At 67.0% G+C, this 16,683-nt stretch carries 10 protein-coding genes and 1 riboswitch; of the genes, 5 read left to right on the top strand and 5 right to left on the bottom strand.

Features of this window, described 5'->3' with window-relative positions; translation table 11 throughout:
- Nucleotides 1-95: 95 nt before the first annotated feature.
- The 3 genes from AC5P74_RS00125 to AC5P74_RS00115 all read right to left on the bottom strand — a co-directional run bounded on the left by AC5P74_RS00125 (nucleotide 96) and on the right by AC5P74_RS00115 (nucleotide 4,982).
- On the bottom strand, nucleotides 96-1,505 hold the full coding sequence (locus tag AC5P74_RS00125) for a coniferyl aldehyde dehydrogenase (RefSeq protein WP_346607694.1): 1,410 nt from the start codon (nucleotides 1,503-1,505) through the stop codon (nucleotides 96-98).
- A gap of 260 nt (nucleotides 1,506-1,765) precedes the next feature.
- Complete coding sequence (locus tag AC5P74_RS00120) at nucleotides 1,766-3,427, bottom strand: MFS transporter (RefSeq protein WP_346607693.1); 1,662 nt, start codon at nucleotides 3,425-3,427, stop codon at nucleotides 1,766-1,768.
- Nucleotides 3,428-3,554: 127 nt separating this feature from the next.
- A complete protein-coding gene (locus AC5P74_RS00115) occupies nucleotides 3,555-4,982 on the bottom strand; it encodes a DcaP family trimeric outer membrane transporter (RefSeq protein ID WP_053498792.1) in 1,428 nt (475 codons plus the stop codon).
- 245 nt (nucleotides 4,983-5,227) lie between these two features.
- Here AC5P74_RS00115 and acs point away from each other — a divergent pair, with 245 nt between their 5' ends.
- From acs to AC5P74_RS00100, 3 genes are all read left to right on the top strand, one after another.
- Nucleotides 5,228-7,171, top strand: a complete 1,944-nt coding sequence (gene acs, locus AC5P74_RS00110; protein WP_053498791.1) for an acetate--CoA ligase — start codon at nucleotides 5,228-5,230, stop codon at nucleotides 7,169-7,171.
- Between the two features lie 80 nt (nucleotides 7,172-7,251).
- Nucleotides 7,252-7,917, top strand: coding sequence for a response regulator transcription factor (locus tag AC5P74_RS00105; protein ID WP_005420420.1), 666 nt, complete (start codon nucleotides 7,252-7,254; stop codon nucleotides 7,915-7,917).
- Between the two features lie 181 nt (nucleotides 7,918-8,098).
- A riboswitch (yybP-ykoY riboswitch) is annotated at nucleotides 8,099-8,188 on the top strand.
- An 88-nt stretch (nucleotides 8,189-8,276) separates the two neighbouring features.
- Entirely contained in the window at nucleotides 8,277-8,852 is a 576-nt protein-coding gene (locus AC5P74_RS00100) for a manganese efflux pump MntP (protein ID WP_005420421.1), read from the top strand.
- A 79-nt stretch (nucleotides 8,853-8,931) separates the two neighbouring features.
- On the opposite strand, the gene AC5P74_RS00095 is transcribed toward AC5P74_RS00100, so the two are convergent.
- Nucleotides 8,932-12,378 (bottom strand): hybrid sensor histidine kinase/response regulator, encoded by a 3,447-nt coding sequence (locus AC5P74_RS00095; RefSeq protein ID WP_171957740.1) that lies wholly within the window; start codon nucleotides 12,376-12,378, stop codon nucleotides 8,932-8,934.
- Nucleotides 12,379-12,513: 135 nt separating this feature from the next.
- Entirely contained in the window at nucleotides 12,514-14,661 is a 2,148-nt protein-coding gene (locus AC5P74_RS00090) for a S46 family peptidase (protein WP_346607692.1), read from the bottom strand.
- A 122-nt stretch (nucleotides 14,662-14,783) separates the two neighbouring features.
- On the opposite strand from AC5P74_RS00090, the gene AC5P74_RS00085 reads away from it, so the two are divergent.
- Entirely contained in the window at nucleotides 14,784-15,560 is a 777-nt protein-coding gene (locus AC5P74_RS00085) for a hypothetical protein (protein WP_053498780.1), read from the top strand.
- Nucleotides 15,557-16,657 carry a hypothetical protein gene (locus tag AC5P74_RS00080; RefSeq protein WP_206620071.1) on the top strand — a complete coding sequence of 367 codons (1,101 nt, stop codon included), beginning with the start codon at nucleotides 15,557-15,559 and terminating at the stop codon, nucleotides 16,655-16,657. Before AC5P74_RS00085 ends, AC5P74_RS00080 begins: the two co-directional genes overlap by 4 nt.
- The last annotated feature ends 26 nt before the right edge of the window (nucleotides 16,658-16,683 follow it).

The raw sequence follows: 16,683 nt of genomic DNA, 5'->3' as shown, positions 1-16,683 counted from the left end.
CATTGATCGGGCACCCAGCCAGGAGCAGCCGAGCGTGGGCTCGGCTCTACAGAAGAATCGGGCCCTGATTCAGTAGAGCCACGCCTTGCCTGGGTTCACCGCAGCAGCAGCTTCAACAACCCCGCAATCTTCGAATACGGCGGCCGCAGCCGGTCGCTGGCCGCCCAGCGCGACTGCCACAGCACCGGCAGCCGCTTGCTCATCGCATCGAACCCGGCCCGGCCGTGGTACGCGCCCATGCCGCTGGCCCCTACCCCGCCAAACGGCAGGCCATCGGCGGCGAAGTGCAGCAGCGTGTCATTCACTGTCACCCCGCCGGCCACCACCTGGCCGAGGATGCGCTCCACCGTGGCCGTGTCATGGCTGAAGGGATACAGCGCCAGCGGCCGATCGCGGGACAGCACCTCCGCCAGCGCCGCCTCCAGGTCCGGGTAGGCCCGCACGGGCAGGATCGGCCCGAAGATTTCCTCGCGCATCAGGTCCAGATCGTCGGGCGGGTCGAGCACCACGGTCGGCACCAGCAGACGCTCGCGGTCGGCGCGCGCCTCATCCACCTGCGCCAACGGAATCACCGGCACGCCACGTTCGCGCGCCTGCACCAGATAGCCCTGCAGGCGCTGGTACTGGCCCTCGTTGATGATGCGCGTGTAGTCGTCGGCATTGCTGAAGTCGCCATAGCGTTCGCGCACCTGCTGCTGCAGCGCCTGTACGAACTCGCGCTGGCGGACCGTATCGATCAGCACATAATCCGGCGCGATGCAGGTCTGGCCCGCGTTGAACCACTTGCCGGTGGCCAGCCGCGCGGCGGCTTTGCCCAGCGGAAAATCGCGGCAGACGATGGCCGGCGACTTGCCGCCCAGTTCCAGCGTGACCGGCACCAGATGCTCGGCGGCGGCGGCCATCACCTTGCGGCCAACGGCCGTCGAGCCGGTGAACAGCAGATGGTCCAGCGGCAGCGAGGACACCGCCGCGGCCACATCCGCCCCGCCCTGCACCACCGCCACCCGATCGGGCGGGAACACGCTGGCCAGCAGATCGGCCAGGAACGCACTGGTGAGCGGCGTGTGTTCCGAAGGCTTCAGCAGTACGTGGTTGCCGGCAGCGATGGCGGTGACCAGCGGCACCAGCGCCAGCGTGACCGGGTAGTTCCACGGTGAGATCACCCCGACCACACCCAGTGGCGTCGGCCGCAGCTGCGCGCGCGCCGGCCAAAGCTTCCAGCCGGCCCGTACGCGCTGCGGCTTCGACCAACGCCGCAGGTGGCGGCGCAGGTGATCGATGGCCGACAGCACGCTCATGCCATCGGCCAGCTTCGATTCGGTGTGGGCGCGGTGGCCGAAGTCCTCGGCGATGGCCGTGGCCATTTCGTCCAGACGTGGCTTCAGCGCCTCGCGAAGGCGATGCAGGTCATTCTCGCGCTGGGCGAGCGTGGGCCGCTGCGACTGCCACGCGCTGCGCAGGGTGTGCAGGATGGCGGGGAGGTCGGCTGGGGCGGTGGTCGTCATGGGCCGACTATACGGGGTGCTGCGCGTTTGAATGGGGTCAGATCCCTTTCGCGCGCGAAAGGGATCTGACCCCGGGCGCGAGAGGGCCTGCGGCTTCGGATGCCTGTCAACCGCGATGGCGGCATTGAGTTCTGCCTTTTCGCGTCTGCGGAGTTTTGTGCCGCGCGTTGCGCGGTCGCCGAGCATGGCTCGGCGCTACAGGGAAACGAAAAGGCCGTGGTCTGCACCACGGCCTCTCCTTCATCCGATGAATATCATTCTTACTTGGTGATATCCACGTTCTTGGTTTCGCGCAGGAACAGGCCGCCGATCACCACCGACATCAGTGCGATCACAATCGGGTACCACAGGCCGTAGTACAGGTTGCCGGTACCGGCCACCAGCGCGAACGAGATGGCCGGCAGGAAGCCACCGAACCAGCCGTTGCCGATGTGGTACGGCAGCGACATCGAGGTGTAGCGGATACGGGTCGGGAACAGTTCGACCAGGTAGGCGGCGATCGGGCCGTAGACCATGGTCACGTACAGCACCAGCAGCCACAGCATGAAGATGGTGCCGGCGATGTTGATGCGCGCACCATCGGCCTTGGCCGGGTAGCCGGCGGTGGTCAGCGCGGTCTTCAGCTCTGCTCCGAACGCATCGGCCTTGGCCTTGCCTTCTTCCTTGGTCAGGCCCGCGGCCTCATACGAGGTGACGCTGGCGCTGCCGACATTCACCATCGCCAGCGAGCCGGCGGCGGCGGGCTGCACGTCGTACGGCACGCCGGCCTTGGTCAGCGCGGCGGTGGCCACGTCGCAGGAGCTGGTGAACTTGCGCAGGCCCACCGGATCGAACTGGAACGAGCAGGTGGCCGGATCGGCGACGACCAGGGCCGGCGAGCTGCTGCGGGCTTCTTCGATGGCCGGGTTGGCGAAGTGGGTCAGGCCCTTGAAGATCGGGATGTAGGTGATGGCCGCCAGCAGGCAGCCGGCCAGGATGATCTTCTTGCGGCCGATGCGGTCGGACAGCCAGCCGAAGAAGATGAAGAACGGCGTGCCCAGTGCCAGCGCTGCGGCGATCAGCAGGTAGGAGGTGGTGGCATCGACCTTCAGCATGCTGCTGAGGAAGAACAGCGCGTAGAACTGTCCGCCGTACCAGACCACGGCCTGGCCAGCCGCTGCACCGAGCAGGACCAGCAACATCAGCTTCAGGTTGCCGCCCTTCAGGCTGTCGCGGAACGGGGTCTTGGAGCCCTTGCCTTCAGCCTTCATCTGCTGGAACAGCGGCGATTCGCTCAGCTGCAGGCGGATCCATACCGAAATGCCCAGCAACAGGATCGACACCAGGAACGGAATGCGCCAGCCCCAGGCTTCGAAGGCCTCGTTGCCCAGCGTCATGCGGCAGGCCAGGATGATCAGCAGCGACAGGAACAGGCCGAGCGTGGCGGTGCACTGGATGAAGCTGGTGTACAGGCCACGCTTGTCGTCCGGCGCGTGCTCGGCCACGTAGGTGGCGGCACCGCCGTACTCGCCGCCCATCGCCAGGCCCTGGGCCAGCCGCAGGATGATCAGGATCACCGGAGCGGCGAAACCGATCGAAGCGTAGTTGGGCAGCACGCCGACCAGGAAGGTCGAGATGCCCATGATCAGGATGGTGACCAGGAAGGTGTACTTGCGGCCGATGCGGTCGCCGAGGCTGCCGAAGAAGGCCGCGCCGAACGGGCGTACGAAGAAGCCGGCGGCGAACGCCAGCAGGGCGAAGATCATGCCCGTGGTTTCATTGACGCCACTGAAGAACTGCTTGGCGATGATGGCCGCGAGCGAGCCGTACAGGAAGAAGTCATACCACTCGAACACCGTGCCGAGGCTCGATGCGAAGATGACCTTCTTGTGGCCCTTGGTCAGGGTGCCCGCTTTATGTGCGGTGCTGGGTGTACTGGACATGGGACGCTTCCCCTCCGAAGCAATCGTTGTTGGTGGGTGCCGACCGTTGGTCGGCACTCAATTCGGTAGATGCCGACCTTGGCCGGCATTCAATCTCGGTAGGTGCCGGCCGCCGGCCGGCACGCTCTTAGAAGCTGTACTTCGTAGTGAACTGCAACCGGGTGATGTCACCCTTGTTGCCGTTCTCCACTTCGCGACGGCCATACATCAGCTCGGCGCCGATATCGACCTTGGGCAGCGGCGAATAGAAGATGTTGCCGCGGATGCTCTGCACGCTCTTGGTCACCAGCGGGCCGAGGATGCTGTCGTTGTCGTAGTCGCTGCGCGCGTAGATCAGGTTGGTGCGCAGCTTCGGCGAGAACGCATGCCGCCAGCCGACATAGCCGGCCAGCACGCCGGTCGGGTTGAGTTCGTCGCGGGCCACGTCATAGGCACTGTCGGCAGTGATGCCCAGGCCGATGTAGCGGGCGATGCCTTCGCCACCGGTCAGCTGGTAATGCAGCGAATCGCTGTCACCCATCACCCACTTGCCGCCCAGGGTCAGGCCGCCGGCCACCTTGTCGGCCTTCGCGCCGGTCGCCTGGTTGTCGACCTTCAACTGGCGGACGATGCCGCCGACACCGAAGGTGCCCCAGTCGCCCTTCCAGCCATAGCGCAGGGTCAGGTCGGGCAGGCTGCCACGGTCGGAGTTGGCGCTGGCGTTGGTCCAGGCGCCGGTGACCGGGTTGCGGGTGCCGGTGAGGGTGGTGGTTTCCGGGTTTTCCAGCGCGACGCTGAAGCCGCCCTGGGTGTAGCGCACCTGGGCCTGGCGCACGAAGATCACGCCGTCGGTGGGGCCGACGAAGTCGACCGCTTCCGGCAGTGCGGCAGCGTCCATGAAGTTGGACCAGGTCTGGCCGGCCAGCCAGTTGTTCCAGTACATGTAGGCGTGGCGCAGGGTCACGCCGTAGGTATTGGTGGCAGTCTGGTTGCCCAGCGAGTTGCCGAAGAAGTCCATCTCGAAGAACGCACCGGCCTTGTTGCCCGATTCGCTGACGTTGTCGATGCCCAGGTTGAAGCGCGAGAACTTGGCATGGGCGTTGAAATCGGTGCCCGAGCGCTTGCCGCTGCCGCCGGCGCCTTCCACCGGGGTCTGGCCCGGGAGGTACAGCGAACGGCCGGTGGCGTCGTCGGCCAGCTGGCCATCGCTGGTCTGGGTGGCCAGGAAGTCGGCCTTGATGAAGCCGCCGATCTTGACCGTGGTGCCCGGTGCCGCGCCCGGGGTGATGGTGGTGACCTGGATCGGCTGCTTGCCGGCCGGCACCTGTGCAACCGGCTTCTGCTCGGCCTGCACCGTGCGCACTTCGGTTACCGCCTGCTGGGTCTGGCTGATCTGGGTCTGTTGTTGTTGCTGCGAAGACAGCAGCAGCTGGACCTGGCGTTCCAGTTCGGCAACGCGTGCTTCCAGTGCCTTCTCTTTGGCGGTCTCTGCGAACGCCATGCCCGGTGCGACCAGGGCGACCAGCAGGCAGGCCGCCAAAGGTGTGCGCACGGCTTTCAACGTACGGTGGCTCATGTTGCCCTCTCTCCCAAGTGGCAAGGTGATGCCGCGCGTGGGGCACGGTCGAGCCGAGACTGCGGGGCGATTATGTATAGCGGCTATTCGCCATTGGTCGAACCCGGCCCTGCAGAGCGCTCACTTTCGACCATGGTCTAACCAGGGTGGTGACGCGGCCGGGGGTGGATGGGGCAAACTGAGGGGGATCGGTCGTTGCGATGCTGCGACCGCACATACAAAGTCAACGTGCAAGTGAGGGTGCCATGGCTGATATCTACCCCGTCGATCCGCAGTTCGCCGCCAAGGCACGCATCGACAAGAAGACCTATGAACAGCAGTACCAGGCGTCGGTGACCGACCCGGATGGATTCTGGGGCAAGGCCGCCGAGCGCCTGCAATGGATGCGCAAGCCGACGAAGATCAAGAACGTCAGCTACGACCTGTCCGACTTCCACATCAAGTGGTTCGAGGATGGCGAGCTCAATGCCAGCGTGAACTGCCTGGATCGCCAGCTCGAGACGCGCGGCGACAAGACCGCCCTGCTGTTCGAGCCGGACGGCCCGGATGCACCGGCCCAGCACGTGACCTATCGCGAGCTGTATGAGCGCACCTGCCGCCTCGGCAATGCGCTGCGCAACCTTGGGGTCAAGAAAGGCGACCGCGTCACCATCTACCTGCCGATGATCGTCGACGCCGCAGTAGCCATGCTGGCCTGCGCGCGCATCGGTGCGATCCACTCGGTGGTGTTCGGTGGCTTCGCGCCGAACTCGATCGCCGACCGCGTCAGCGACTGCCAGAGCAAGCTGATCATCACCGCCGACGAAGGCTTGCGCGGTGGCCGCAGGATTCCGCTGAAGGCCAACGTCGATGCCGCGCTGAAGCTGCCGGGCACGAACACGGTTGAAACCGTGCTGGTGGTGCGCCACACCGGCGGCGCGGTGGACATGCAGGCCCCGCGCGACCGCTGGTTCCACGATGTGGTGGACAGCCAGCCGTCCACCTGCGAGCCGGAACGCATGAACGCGGAAGACCCGCTGTTCATCCTCTACACCTCCGGCTCCACCGGCAAGCCGAAGGGCGTGCTGCACACCACCGGCGGCTATCTGCTGTATGCGGCCTACACCCATGAAGCGGTGTTCGACCTGCGCGAGGACGATATCTACTGGTGCACTGCCGACGTCGGCTGGGTCACCGGCCACAGCTACATCGTGTACGGGCCACTGGCCAACGGTGCGACCTCGCTGATGTTCGAAGGCGTGCCGAACTATCCGGACACCTCGCGCTTCTGGAACGTCATCGACAAGCACAAGGTGAGCATCTTCTACACCGCCCCGACCGCCATCCGTGCGCTGATGCGCGAAGGCGAGGAGCCGGTGAAGAAGACCTCGCGCGCGTCGCTGCGCCTGCTCGGCAGCGTCGGCGAGCCGATCAATCCGGAAGCCTGGCGCTGGTACTACGAAGTGGTCGGCGACAGCCGCTGCCCGATCGTCGATACCTGGTGGCAGACCGAAACCGGCGGCATCCTGATCTCGCCGCTGGCCGGCGCGATGGACCTCAAGCCGGGGTCGGCCACCCTGCCCTTCTTCGGCGTGCAGCCGGCGCTGGTCAATGCCGATGGCGAGATCCAGGACGGCCCGACCGAGGGCAACCTGATCATCCGTGACTCCTGGCCGGGCCAGATGCGCACGGTGTACGGCGACCACCAGCGCTTCATCGATACCTACTTCCGCACCTACCCGGGCAGCTACTTCACCGGTGACGGTTGCCGCCGCGACGAAGACGGCTATTACTGGATCACCGGCCGCGTCGACGACGTGATCAATGTGTCCGGCCATCGCATCGGCACCGCCGAAGTGGAAAGCGCGCTGGTCTCGCATCCGAAGGTGGCCGAAGCGGCAGTCGTGGGCTTCCCGCACGACGTCAAGGGCCAGGGCATCTACGCCTACGTCACCCTGGTGGCCGAAGAGGCCCCGAGCGATGAACTGCACAAGGAGCTGATCGCCTGGGTGCGCAAGGAGATCGGGCCGATCGCCACACCGGACCACCTGCAGTGGGCACCGGGCCTGCCGAAGACCCGCTCGGGCAAGATCATGCGCCGCATCCTGCGCAAGATTGCCGAAAACGCGCCGGACCAGCTCGGCGACACCTCGACTCTGGCCGATCCGTCGGTGGTGGCGTCGCTGGTGGACGAGCGCAAGGTGCGCTGATGCAGAACCCGGGGTCGGATCCCTTTCCACCAGGAAACGGCTCTGACCCCATCTGGTTTCCCCCACGGTTCCCCCCGACCATGACCACCCTCCTGATTGCCGATGACCACCCGCTGTTCCGCGAAGCCCTGCGTGGAGCCGTGCAGCGGGTCATCCCCGGCGTGCAGCTGTTCGAGGCCGACAGCGTGGAAGCGCTGTACGCGCTGGCCGACCAGCACAACGACGCCGACCTGGTCCTGATGGATCTCAACATGCCCGGTGCGCAGGGCTTCAACGCACTGGTGCACATGCGCTCACTGCACCCCCAGCTGCCAGTGGTGGTGGTGTCCGCGCGCGAAGAAGCCACGGTGATGCGCCGCGCGCTCGACCACGGTGCGCTGGGCTTCATCCCGAAGTCTGCGGATTCGGACACCATCGGCCATGCGCTGGGCACCATCCTCGATGGCGAGACCTGGGCACCGCCGGAAGCGCACAACGTGCCGCCCACCGGCAGCGAAGAACGCGAAGTCGGCCAGCGCCTGCGCGAGCTGACCCCGCAGCAGTTCCGTGTCCTGCAGATGCTCGGCGCTGGCCGCTTGAACAAGCAGATCGCCTACGACCTCAACGTCTCCGAAGCGACGATCAAGGCCCACGTCACCGCCATCCTGCGCAAGCTCGGCGTGACCAACCGCACCCAGGCCGTGCTGATGGCCGGCAAGCTGGCCATCGACGACGACGCCATCGTGCTGCCGCCCGAAGAAGACTGACGGTAGTGCCGGCCGCTGGCCGGCATTCGCCTGGAACGTCTGAAACCGCCCTGGTAGGTGCCAAGCTTGCTTGGCACGCCTTTGCTTGGCCCGTGTTATAGCCATCGCTATACAAACCAGCCCTGCCTGCGCGTTTGTCTGTAAATGCGCCACGCGCGAATCGCGATGCTAAGCTTCGCGTCCCCTTGGGGAGTAGCCGGATTCCTTCGCAGGAATCGTCCACGTCAACATACTCGGCCAGTGCGCCGTGGCGTGGACAACCATGATGGTTGGCGAGACCAGCGGCCCGCGCGCGCAACGTCAGGTTGGGCGCGAGCGCGAGCCGTGCGTCCGCCCTTGCCCGACCTCAGCCGCTGTCCATGTCCCCCATTTCGATCCTCCTGATCGGCTTTGCCATGTCCACCGATGCCTTTGCCGCCGCAATCGGCAAGGGTGCGGCCATGCGCAAGCCGGTGTTCCGCGATGCACTGCGTGCCGGCATCATCTTCGGCGTCATCGAGGCGATCACGCCGATCATCGGCTGGCTGCTCGGCCGCGCCGCGCTGCAGTACGTCGAAGCCTTCGACCACTGGATCGCGTTCGGCCTGCTCGGTGCGCTGGGCATCCACATGATCTACAACGGCCTGCGCCCGGACAGCGCCGAGGATGACGAGGATCCCTCGCAGCACCACGGCTTCTGGAAGCTGGCGCTGACCGGGTTCGCCACCAGCATCGACGCGATGGCGGTGGGTATCGGCCTGGCCTTCATGGACGTGCATATCGGCGTGATGGCCGCGGTCATCGGCCTGTGCACACTGACCATGGTGACCGCCGGCATCATGCTCGGCCGCGTGCTGGGCAGCATGGTCGGCAAGCGTGCGGAGATCATCGGTGGCGTGATCCTGGTGATCATCGGCGCGACCATCCTGTACGAACACCTGCACGGCGTGGGGTAACGCATCGGAAGCGAGCGATTGCGTGGTTGCCGGCCAGCGGCCGGCACTACCTGGCATCGCATCCACGCATGGCGTGGATCTATTGCGCATCCCGCAGCGCGCCCAGGAAGGCGCGCAGCGAGGCCGGCTTGATCGGCTTGGTCAGCACGCGGTAGCCGCGTTCGCGCGCCATCCGCTTCAACTCGTCGCGACCATCGGCGGTCAGCAGCGCACCGGGCAACGGGTAGCCCGCAGCCTCGCGAAGTGCCACCAGCGCATCCAGGCCATCCATGCGGTCGTGCAGGTGGTAGTCCACCAGCATCACCTGCGGGCGCTCGGCGATCTTCTCCAGCGCCTGGTCGACGGTGGCGGCGGTGATCACCTGCACCTGCCAGCGGCCAAGCAATGCACGCATGCCGTCGAGGATTTCCTCGTCGTTGTCCACGCACAGCACCCGCAGGCCCGCCAGCGAATCGCTGCGCACCGGTGTGGCCACAGCCTGGGTCGCCTTGGCAGGCTCGGTGTAGCCGGGCAAGGGCGCAACCCGCGGCAGGATGATCGAGAACATCGAGCCACTGCCAACGCGGCTGCGTGCATTGAGGCGATGGTCGAGCAGGCGCGAGATGCGCTGGCAGATCGACAGGCCCAGGCCCAACCCCTGCTCGCCCCAGTCGAACGGCTGCTGGTAGCGGTGGAACTCGTCGAAGATCTGCCGCATGTGGTGTTCGGGAATGCCAGGGCCGGTATCCCACACCTGCAGTTCCACCTCGTCGCCGCGCTGGCGCACGGCCAGTACGATGCGCCCCTGGCGTGTGTAGCGCAGCGCATTGGCCAGGAAGTTCTGCAGTACGCGGCGCAGCAGGCGGCGATCACTGCGTACCCACGCCGGGCGCGCGAACAGGTCCAGGCGCAGGCCACGACCGGCGGCGACCGGCGTGTACTGCGCCGCCAGTTCGCGCATCAACGCACTCACATCGAACTCGCCGATCACCGGGTGCAGGCCACCGGCATCCAGCCGCGACACGTCCAGCAGGCCATCCAGCAGTTCTTCGGCCGCGCGCAGCGACGCATCCACGCGTTCGGCCAGGTGCTTCTGCTCATCGCTCACGTGGTCGCTGTCACGCAACGCCGAAGCGAACAGGCGCGCGGCGTTCAGTGGCTGCAGCACGTCGTGGCTGATCGCCGCCAGGAAGCGCGTCTTCGACTGCTGCGCAACCTCGGCCTCATGCGAGCGCTCGGCCACGCGCTGTTCCAGCGTCTCGTTGGCTTCAAGCAGCGCCCTTTCAGCGTGCTTGTAGTCGGTGATGTCGTTGTAGCTGGTCACGTAACCGCCGCCGGGCAGCGCCTGGCCACGCATCTCGATCACCTTGCCGTCGCTGCGGGTGCGCTCGAACACGTGCGGCGAGCCGGCGCGCATGTAACCGATGCGGCGGTTGATCTGCACTTCGATATCGCCCTCGCCCAGCTCGCCGCGCTCGGCGTTGTAGCGGATCAGGTCGGCCACCGGGCGGCCCACGTAGAGCATGCCGTCGGGGTAACCGAACATGTCCTGGTAGCGGCGGTTCCACGCGGTCAGGCGCATGTCCGGATCGACCACGCTGACCCCGGCGCTGATGTTCTCCAGCGTGGTCGACAGGATCTCGCGGTTGAAGCGCAGTTCCTGCCCGGCTTCGTCCAGCACCGCCACCACTTCCCCCAGGTCCATGCCCGAGCCACGCAGCAGGCTGGTCAGCAGCAGGCGCGCCGATGCCGCACCGATCGAGGCGGCCAGCAGGCGCTCGGTGAACTGCACCCACGGCCGGTCAGCCGGTGCCGAGGATTGCAGCTCACGGCCCAGCGACTGCGCCTGCTCGAAGAACGAACGCCGTGCATGGCGTTCGCCGACCACGCGCGAAGCCAGCGCCAGCAGGTCGCCCACATGCACATGCCCGGGCCAGCCGCCGGCCACCGACGGGCGCTCGGCATACGGGTCGAGGAACGGTGCCGCACGCAGGCGCTCGTCGACGCCGGGCCGCCAGCGTGCGGACACCAGCATCATCGTGGCCGCATTGACCAGCAGCGACCAGAACGTGCCGTGGGTCAGCGGGTCCCAGCCGGACATGCCGAACAGCTGCTGCGGACGCAGCCACTCGATGCCGAACGGGCCGTGCTGTACCCAGGCGGCGTCGACCCAGCCGGCCATGGTCATCGCCGGCAGCAGCAGGGTGTACAGCCAGGTGGCAAAGCCCAGCAGCATGCCCACTTCGACGCCGCGCCGGCTGGCACCGCGCCAGTACAGGCCGCCGATCAGGCCGGGCGCGAATTGCGCCACCGCTGCGAACGCCATCAGGCCGTACGAGGCCAGCGTGCTGTCGTTGCTGCTGGTGCGGTAGTAGCTGTAGGCCATCAGCGCCAGCAGCAGGATCGCCAGGCGGCGGATCCACAACACGCGCGAGGCGACGTCAGCGGCTTCCTGGTGGTCACCGCTCCGACGCAGCAGTACCGGCATCACCAGATCATTGCTGACCATGGTCGCCAGCGCGATGGACGAGACGATGACCATGCCGGTGGCCGCCGAGAAGCCGCCCACGTAGGCGATCAGCGCCAGCGCATTGCGGCCTTCGGCCAACGGCAGCGCCAGCACCATCGAGTCGTCGGCGACGCTGCCGCCGGTGCCGAACAGGGTCACGCCGGCGGTGGCGATCGGCAGCACCATGCCCGAGATCAGCACCAGGTAACCGCCGAACATCCAGCGCGCGCGGCGCACGTCGCGCACGTCACCGCACTCGACCACGGCCACGTGGAACTGGCGCGGCAGGCAGATGATGGCGAGGAAACTGAGCAGGGTCTGCGAGATGAAGCCGACCGGCGGCAGGCCGGTGAACAGCGTATGCACCGACTCGACCACCGCGTCGGTGCGGTTGCTCAGCCACAGGTAGGCGAACACGCCCACCGCCAGCATCGCCAGCAGCTTGATCACCGATTCAAAGGCAATCGCCAGCATCATGCCGTGGTGGTGCTCGGTGGCATCGACCTGGCGGGTACCGAACAGGGTGGCGAACAGCGCCATCAGCAATGCCACGTACAGCGCCGGGTCGGTGAAGAACCCGGTCGGGCCGGTGTTGCCGGTCAGCACCTGCAGGCTCATCGCCACCGCTTTGTACTGCAACGCCAGGTACGGAATGATGCCGATCAGCGCGATGATCGCCACCAGCGCCGCCAGCCGCCGCGAGCGACCGAAGCGCGAGGAGATGAAATCGGCGATGGAGACCACGTTCTGGCTGCGTGCGATCAGCGCCAGGCGCTCGATGATGCGCCAGCCGAACAACAGCAGCAGCAGCGGGCCGATGTAGATCGGCAGGTAGCCCACGCCATTGCGCACGGCAGTGCCGACCGCGCCGTAGAAGGTCCACGACGAGCAGTACACCGCCAGCGCCAGGCTGTAGACGACCGGCCGCAGCCACGGCCGGTCGGGGTACATCGGCCGACGGTCGCCCCACCACGCCACGCCGAACAGCAGCGCGGCATAGGCAACCGAGACCAGCAGCAGGACCCAACTGGAGACCACGCGTGTGTTTCCGTCGGAGGAACCCGCAGTGTAGGCCAGGCGCGGCCGGGTGTACGGGCTCGTTGGGGGCAACCGCCCCCACCAGTGTGGGGGCTTACGCGGTGCGGGCCACGACCGTGGGTCGTGGCCGGCTTCTTACTGGGCCGGCACGCCCATTTCCTTCAGCAGTTCCGGCGCCGGGTAGACCTTGGCCAGCAGCCAGCGCAGGTAGCGCATGTCCACGTGCACGGCACGCTTGTAGCGCGGGTCGAACCACCAGCTGGCGCTGACCGACTCCCAGTTGCTGTCAAAGTTCAGGCCGATCAGTTCGCCCTTGGCATTGAGCACCGGCGAGCCGGAGTTGCCGCCGGTGGTGTCCAGGTTGGTCAGGAAGTTGACCGTCTGGGTCTTCAGTGCCGGATCGGCGGTGCTGCCGAAGTCACCCTTGGCGATCGCTGCCAGCAGCGGCTCGGGTGCGTCGAACGGATAGGCATTGGTGTTCTTCTCGACGATGCCGGCCACGGTGGTCACCGGCGAGTAGGTCACGCCATCGCGCGGGTGCAGTGCCTCGACCTTGCCGTAGCTGATGCGCAGGGTGCGGTTGGCATCCGGGTACACGGCGCGGCCCTGCTTGGCACGCCAGGCGAACAGCGCCTGCATGTAGGCCGGGCGCAGGCGCAGCTGCTCGCCCTCGCGGGTCTTGCTTTCGTTCTCGATGCGCAGCTGCGCGGCCACCAGCGGGCCGGCCACGGCGATCAGCGGATCGGCGGCCAGGGGCTTGCCTTCGCGCGCAGCCGCGAAGCGCGACAGGCGCTGCGCCTCGTCACCCAGCTGGGTGCCGGCGTACAGGGTGTCCAGTGCCTTGGCCAGCTGCTGCGGGGTACGGCCGAAGGCGGCGTCGAACTCGGCCACGCGCTGCGCGTCCGGCAGCTGCTGGTAACGGGTCAGCAGGGTGGTCAGCAGGGCCTTCTCGACCTCCGGCGCGTAGCGGCGCTGGACCTGCTTGAGCACGCCTTCGATCATCGCCTGGTCGCGCTGCTGGTAACCGCTCTCGCGCTGCGCGTCCGGTTTGGCCGATTCGATGCGCAGGCGCTCCAGCAGCAGCGCCGAGCGCAGCAACTGGCTCTGTGCGGCCATCTGGTCCAGCAGCAGGTCACGCTCGCCCACCGCCGCGCCCTGTGACAGGTTGGCCAGCAGCGCCTTGATGTCGCTCTGGTACCTGCGGTCGGTGGCGGCCAGCATCGCGGTCTCGTCGGCGGCACGCTGGGCCTTGGCGTCGCTGCGCAGCAGACCTTCCAGCTCACCGGCGGCGCGCTTGCGGTTGTTCTTCAGCGACTGCAGCTGCGAAGCGTAACGGGTACGTGCCTGCGCGTCCTTGGCAGTTGCCGCCTCGATGGTGTCGATCATCTGCTGGAACACCGAAACGCGGCGCGGCAGCACGGTGTCGATCTGGCCGGCGAATTCTGCCGCGGTACGGTGGCGGTAGGTGATGCCCGGATAACCGGCCAGCATCGCGTAGTCGCCCTCCTTCGGGCCCTCCACCGACATCTGCAGATGTGCCGGCGGCTGGTAGGGCACGTTGTCCTTGCTGTAGGCGGCCGGCTTGCCGTCCTTGCCCACATAGGCGCGCAGCAGGGTGAAGTCGCCGGTGTGGCGCGGCCACATGAAATTGTCGATCTCATCGCCATAGTTGCCGATCGCACGCGGCGGCGCGTACACCAGGCGCACGTCGCTGAGTTCCAGCTGGGCGATGCGGTAGAAGTCGGTGCCGTAGTACATGTTGGCCACCGAGCAGCGCACACTGCCATCCTTCTCGCACTCGGCCACGATCTGCTTGCTGGCGGCATCGACGGCATCGAAGTAGGCACGGCCGGTCTTGCCGCGGGCCTGCGCCAGCACCTGGTCGGTCACCTTGTCGAAGCCGACGGTGACCAGCACGCGGAAGTCCGGGTTGGCCGGGCGCTCATCGGCACGGTCCCTGGCGATGAAGCCACCGTTGATCAGGTCGTGCTCTGGGGAGCTGTTGTACTGGATCACGCCCATCGCCACGTGGTGATTGGTCAGCAGCAGGCCGTCGCTGGACACGAACGAGCCGGTGCCGCCGCCAGCGCGCACCACCGCGCTCAGCGGCGGCGCGGTGACATTGGCCAGGTCGGCCGGATTACCCTTGAAGCCAGCGGCCTGCAGCGGCTTGGCCAGGTCCGGCAGCTGGGTCGGCATCCACATGCCTTCATCGGCATGGGCACCCGCGGCGAGGGTCAGGCCCAGGGCCAGGGCGGTGGGAAGGGCTTTGCGTGGTGACATGAGGCAATCCGGTACGACAGAACAGCCCGGGACCATAGCCGCTGGGGCCGCATGGGGCAACGGCCGATGGTTGGGGGCACCGATGCTGGCTAGAATCAGGCACGGATACTAGGGAAGGACCGATGATCGCAGGAATCGATCTGGGCACCACGCATTCGACAGGGCTATCTGCCGCCGAGGCGCTTGCCGACCGCATCGTCCGCAACGGTCAGCAACGCGATCCGGCAGACTTCGCAGCCTGGCTGCAGCAGTCCCCGGAACTGCAGCCCCCCGCGGATGCTGGCGCGGTGAACCTGGCAACCTGGCAACGGCTGATGAAGGGCACTACGCCGTTCCCGCAAGCGAACTTCGAGCAGCTGGCCGACCGCTTCCAGTGGTATGACCGGGACAGTAGCCGCGAGTGCTACGACATGGCCGCCCTCGGCCACAGCATGCACCTGTGCTGGTTGCTGGTGCCAGGCAACGAGACCGCGCTCGCCCGTTACATGCATCTTGAGAATGCGCCGGTTTCGGTGGTGCAGGCCCGCACCCGTGTCGCCCGGCTCAGTGGCCCCTGGCACCCACTGCGCGCGCGCATCCAGGCGCTGTCCGCGCGCACGCGGCACGAAATGCGTGAAACGCTGCATTACCTTGTCGGCGTGCCTGTGATGGCGCACGTGGCGCTCCCACCGCCATTGCAGCGCAGGCAGGTCATGTTCTGGGCGGCCGCATGCGACGCCCTGCACCATTCCGTGCCGTCACGCAGACGCTTCACGCGGCGAACGGTCGCTTTGGCACTGCTTCTGACGTGCGCCCTGCTGGCCGCCATCGCAATCCTCCGCGGGGCATTTTCCAGCTCCCCCGGCAATGCAGACAGTGATCGTTCAAGCCTGCAGCCCCCACACGAGGCAAACCCATGAGCAACTGGATGGACCTGCTGGAGCGCGCCAAATCCACTGACCCGCAGCCTTTCGCGGTGTACCTGCAGGGCCTGCGCAGCCAGTGGTCCCTGGACGAGCGCGCTGAAGCCAGTGCTAGGGTGCTGCAGGCGCTGCGCGCGCGGCAGGCGCCCATGAACCTGTCCGAAGCCGCGGCGCTTTACCAGGCCTTCGGCTGGGACGACGCGGGCTGCGGCCTGGCACCAGGCGAACTGCGCGAGCTGGCCGAACACGCCTGGCAGGACTGGCTGCAACTGCCCGCGCAAACCGATCTGCTGGCCCAGCAGATGGAGGCGCGTGGCGGACGCTGGACCAGCCACGATGACGCTGCCAGCCGCCTTCAGCAGCTGCGCGAACCGCGTTCGCACGTGCGCAACCTGATGTCCGCGCTGCCGCTGCGCGTGCCGCGCCAGGCCGCAGCGTTGATGGACGTACTGGGCTGCCAGGAGGACCGCCCTCTGCCGCCCGGCATTGATGCGGGCCAAGCCCGCTTCTGGGCCGGCGCCAGCGATGTCACCCGCCTCACCGCGGCACAGTTGTCATTGCTGCGTGCACTGCTGGCAAGCGTGGCGCTGACGTTGATGGCCTTCATCGCGTTGGCCACCACCCAGATCGCCAACACGCTGCTGCCCTACCAGTCGGAAGAGCAGCGCAGGGCGATCGTGCTGGGCACGGCAGCGCTGGCGCCACTGCTCGGCACGCTGCTGGCCATTGGCCTGCGTCATCTGTTCGTCTGGCAGAGCGCCCCTGAAGACCCGTCCGTGCCGCCTTCCCGGCTGCGTTGGCTGGCCCTGCCGGTCGCCTGCGCAGCCATCGCAGTGGTCGGTACCGCCGTCTACCTGTGGGTGCCCTCGCCTTCGCTGTGGTTGGCACCGCTGTGCTGGCTGCTGGCCTGGACCGTGCTGGCCACGGCATGGATCCGCTACCAGCTGCGCCGGGGCAAGCCCGTCCGCATGGAATTGCCAGTGTCATTCCTGGTGATGCTGTCCGTGCTCAGCGTGCTGCCGGCGCTGCTGGGTGCGCTGCTGCTGTGGAGCATGGACCTGTCCGGGCACCGCCAGCGGCTGCGCCGCAGCTGAAGAAGCCAGGGGTCGGACCCTTTCAA

Source organism: Stenotrophomonas sp. YJH_SMC_94-11 (assembly GCF_059370435.1).
This window is presented reverse-complemented; position numbering and strand designations above follow the sequence as displayed.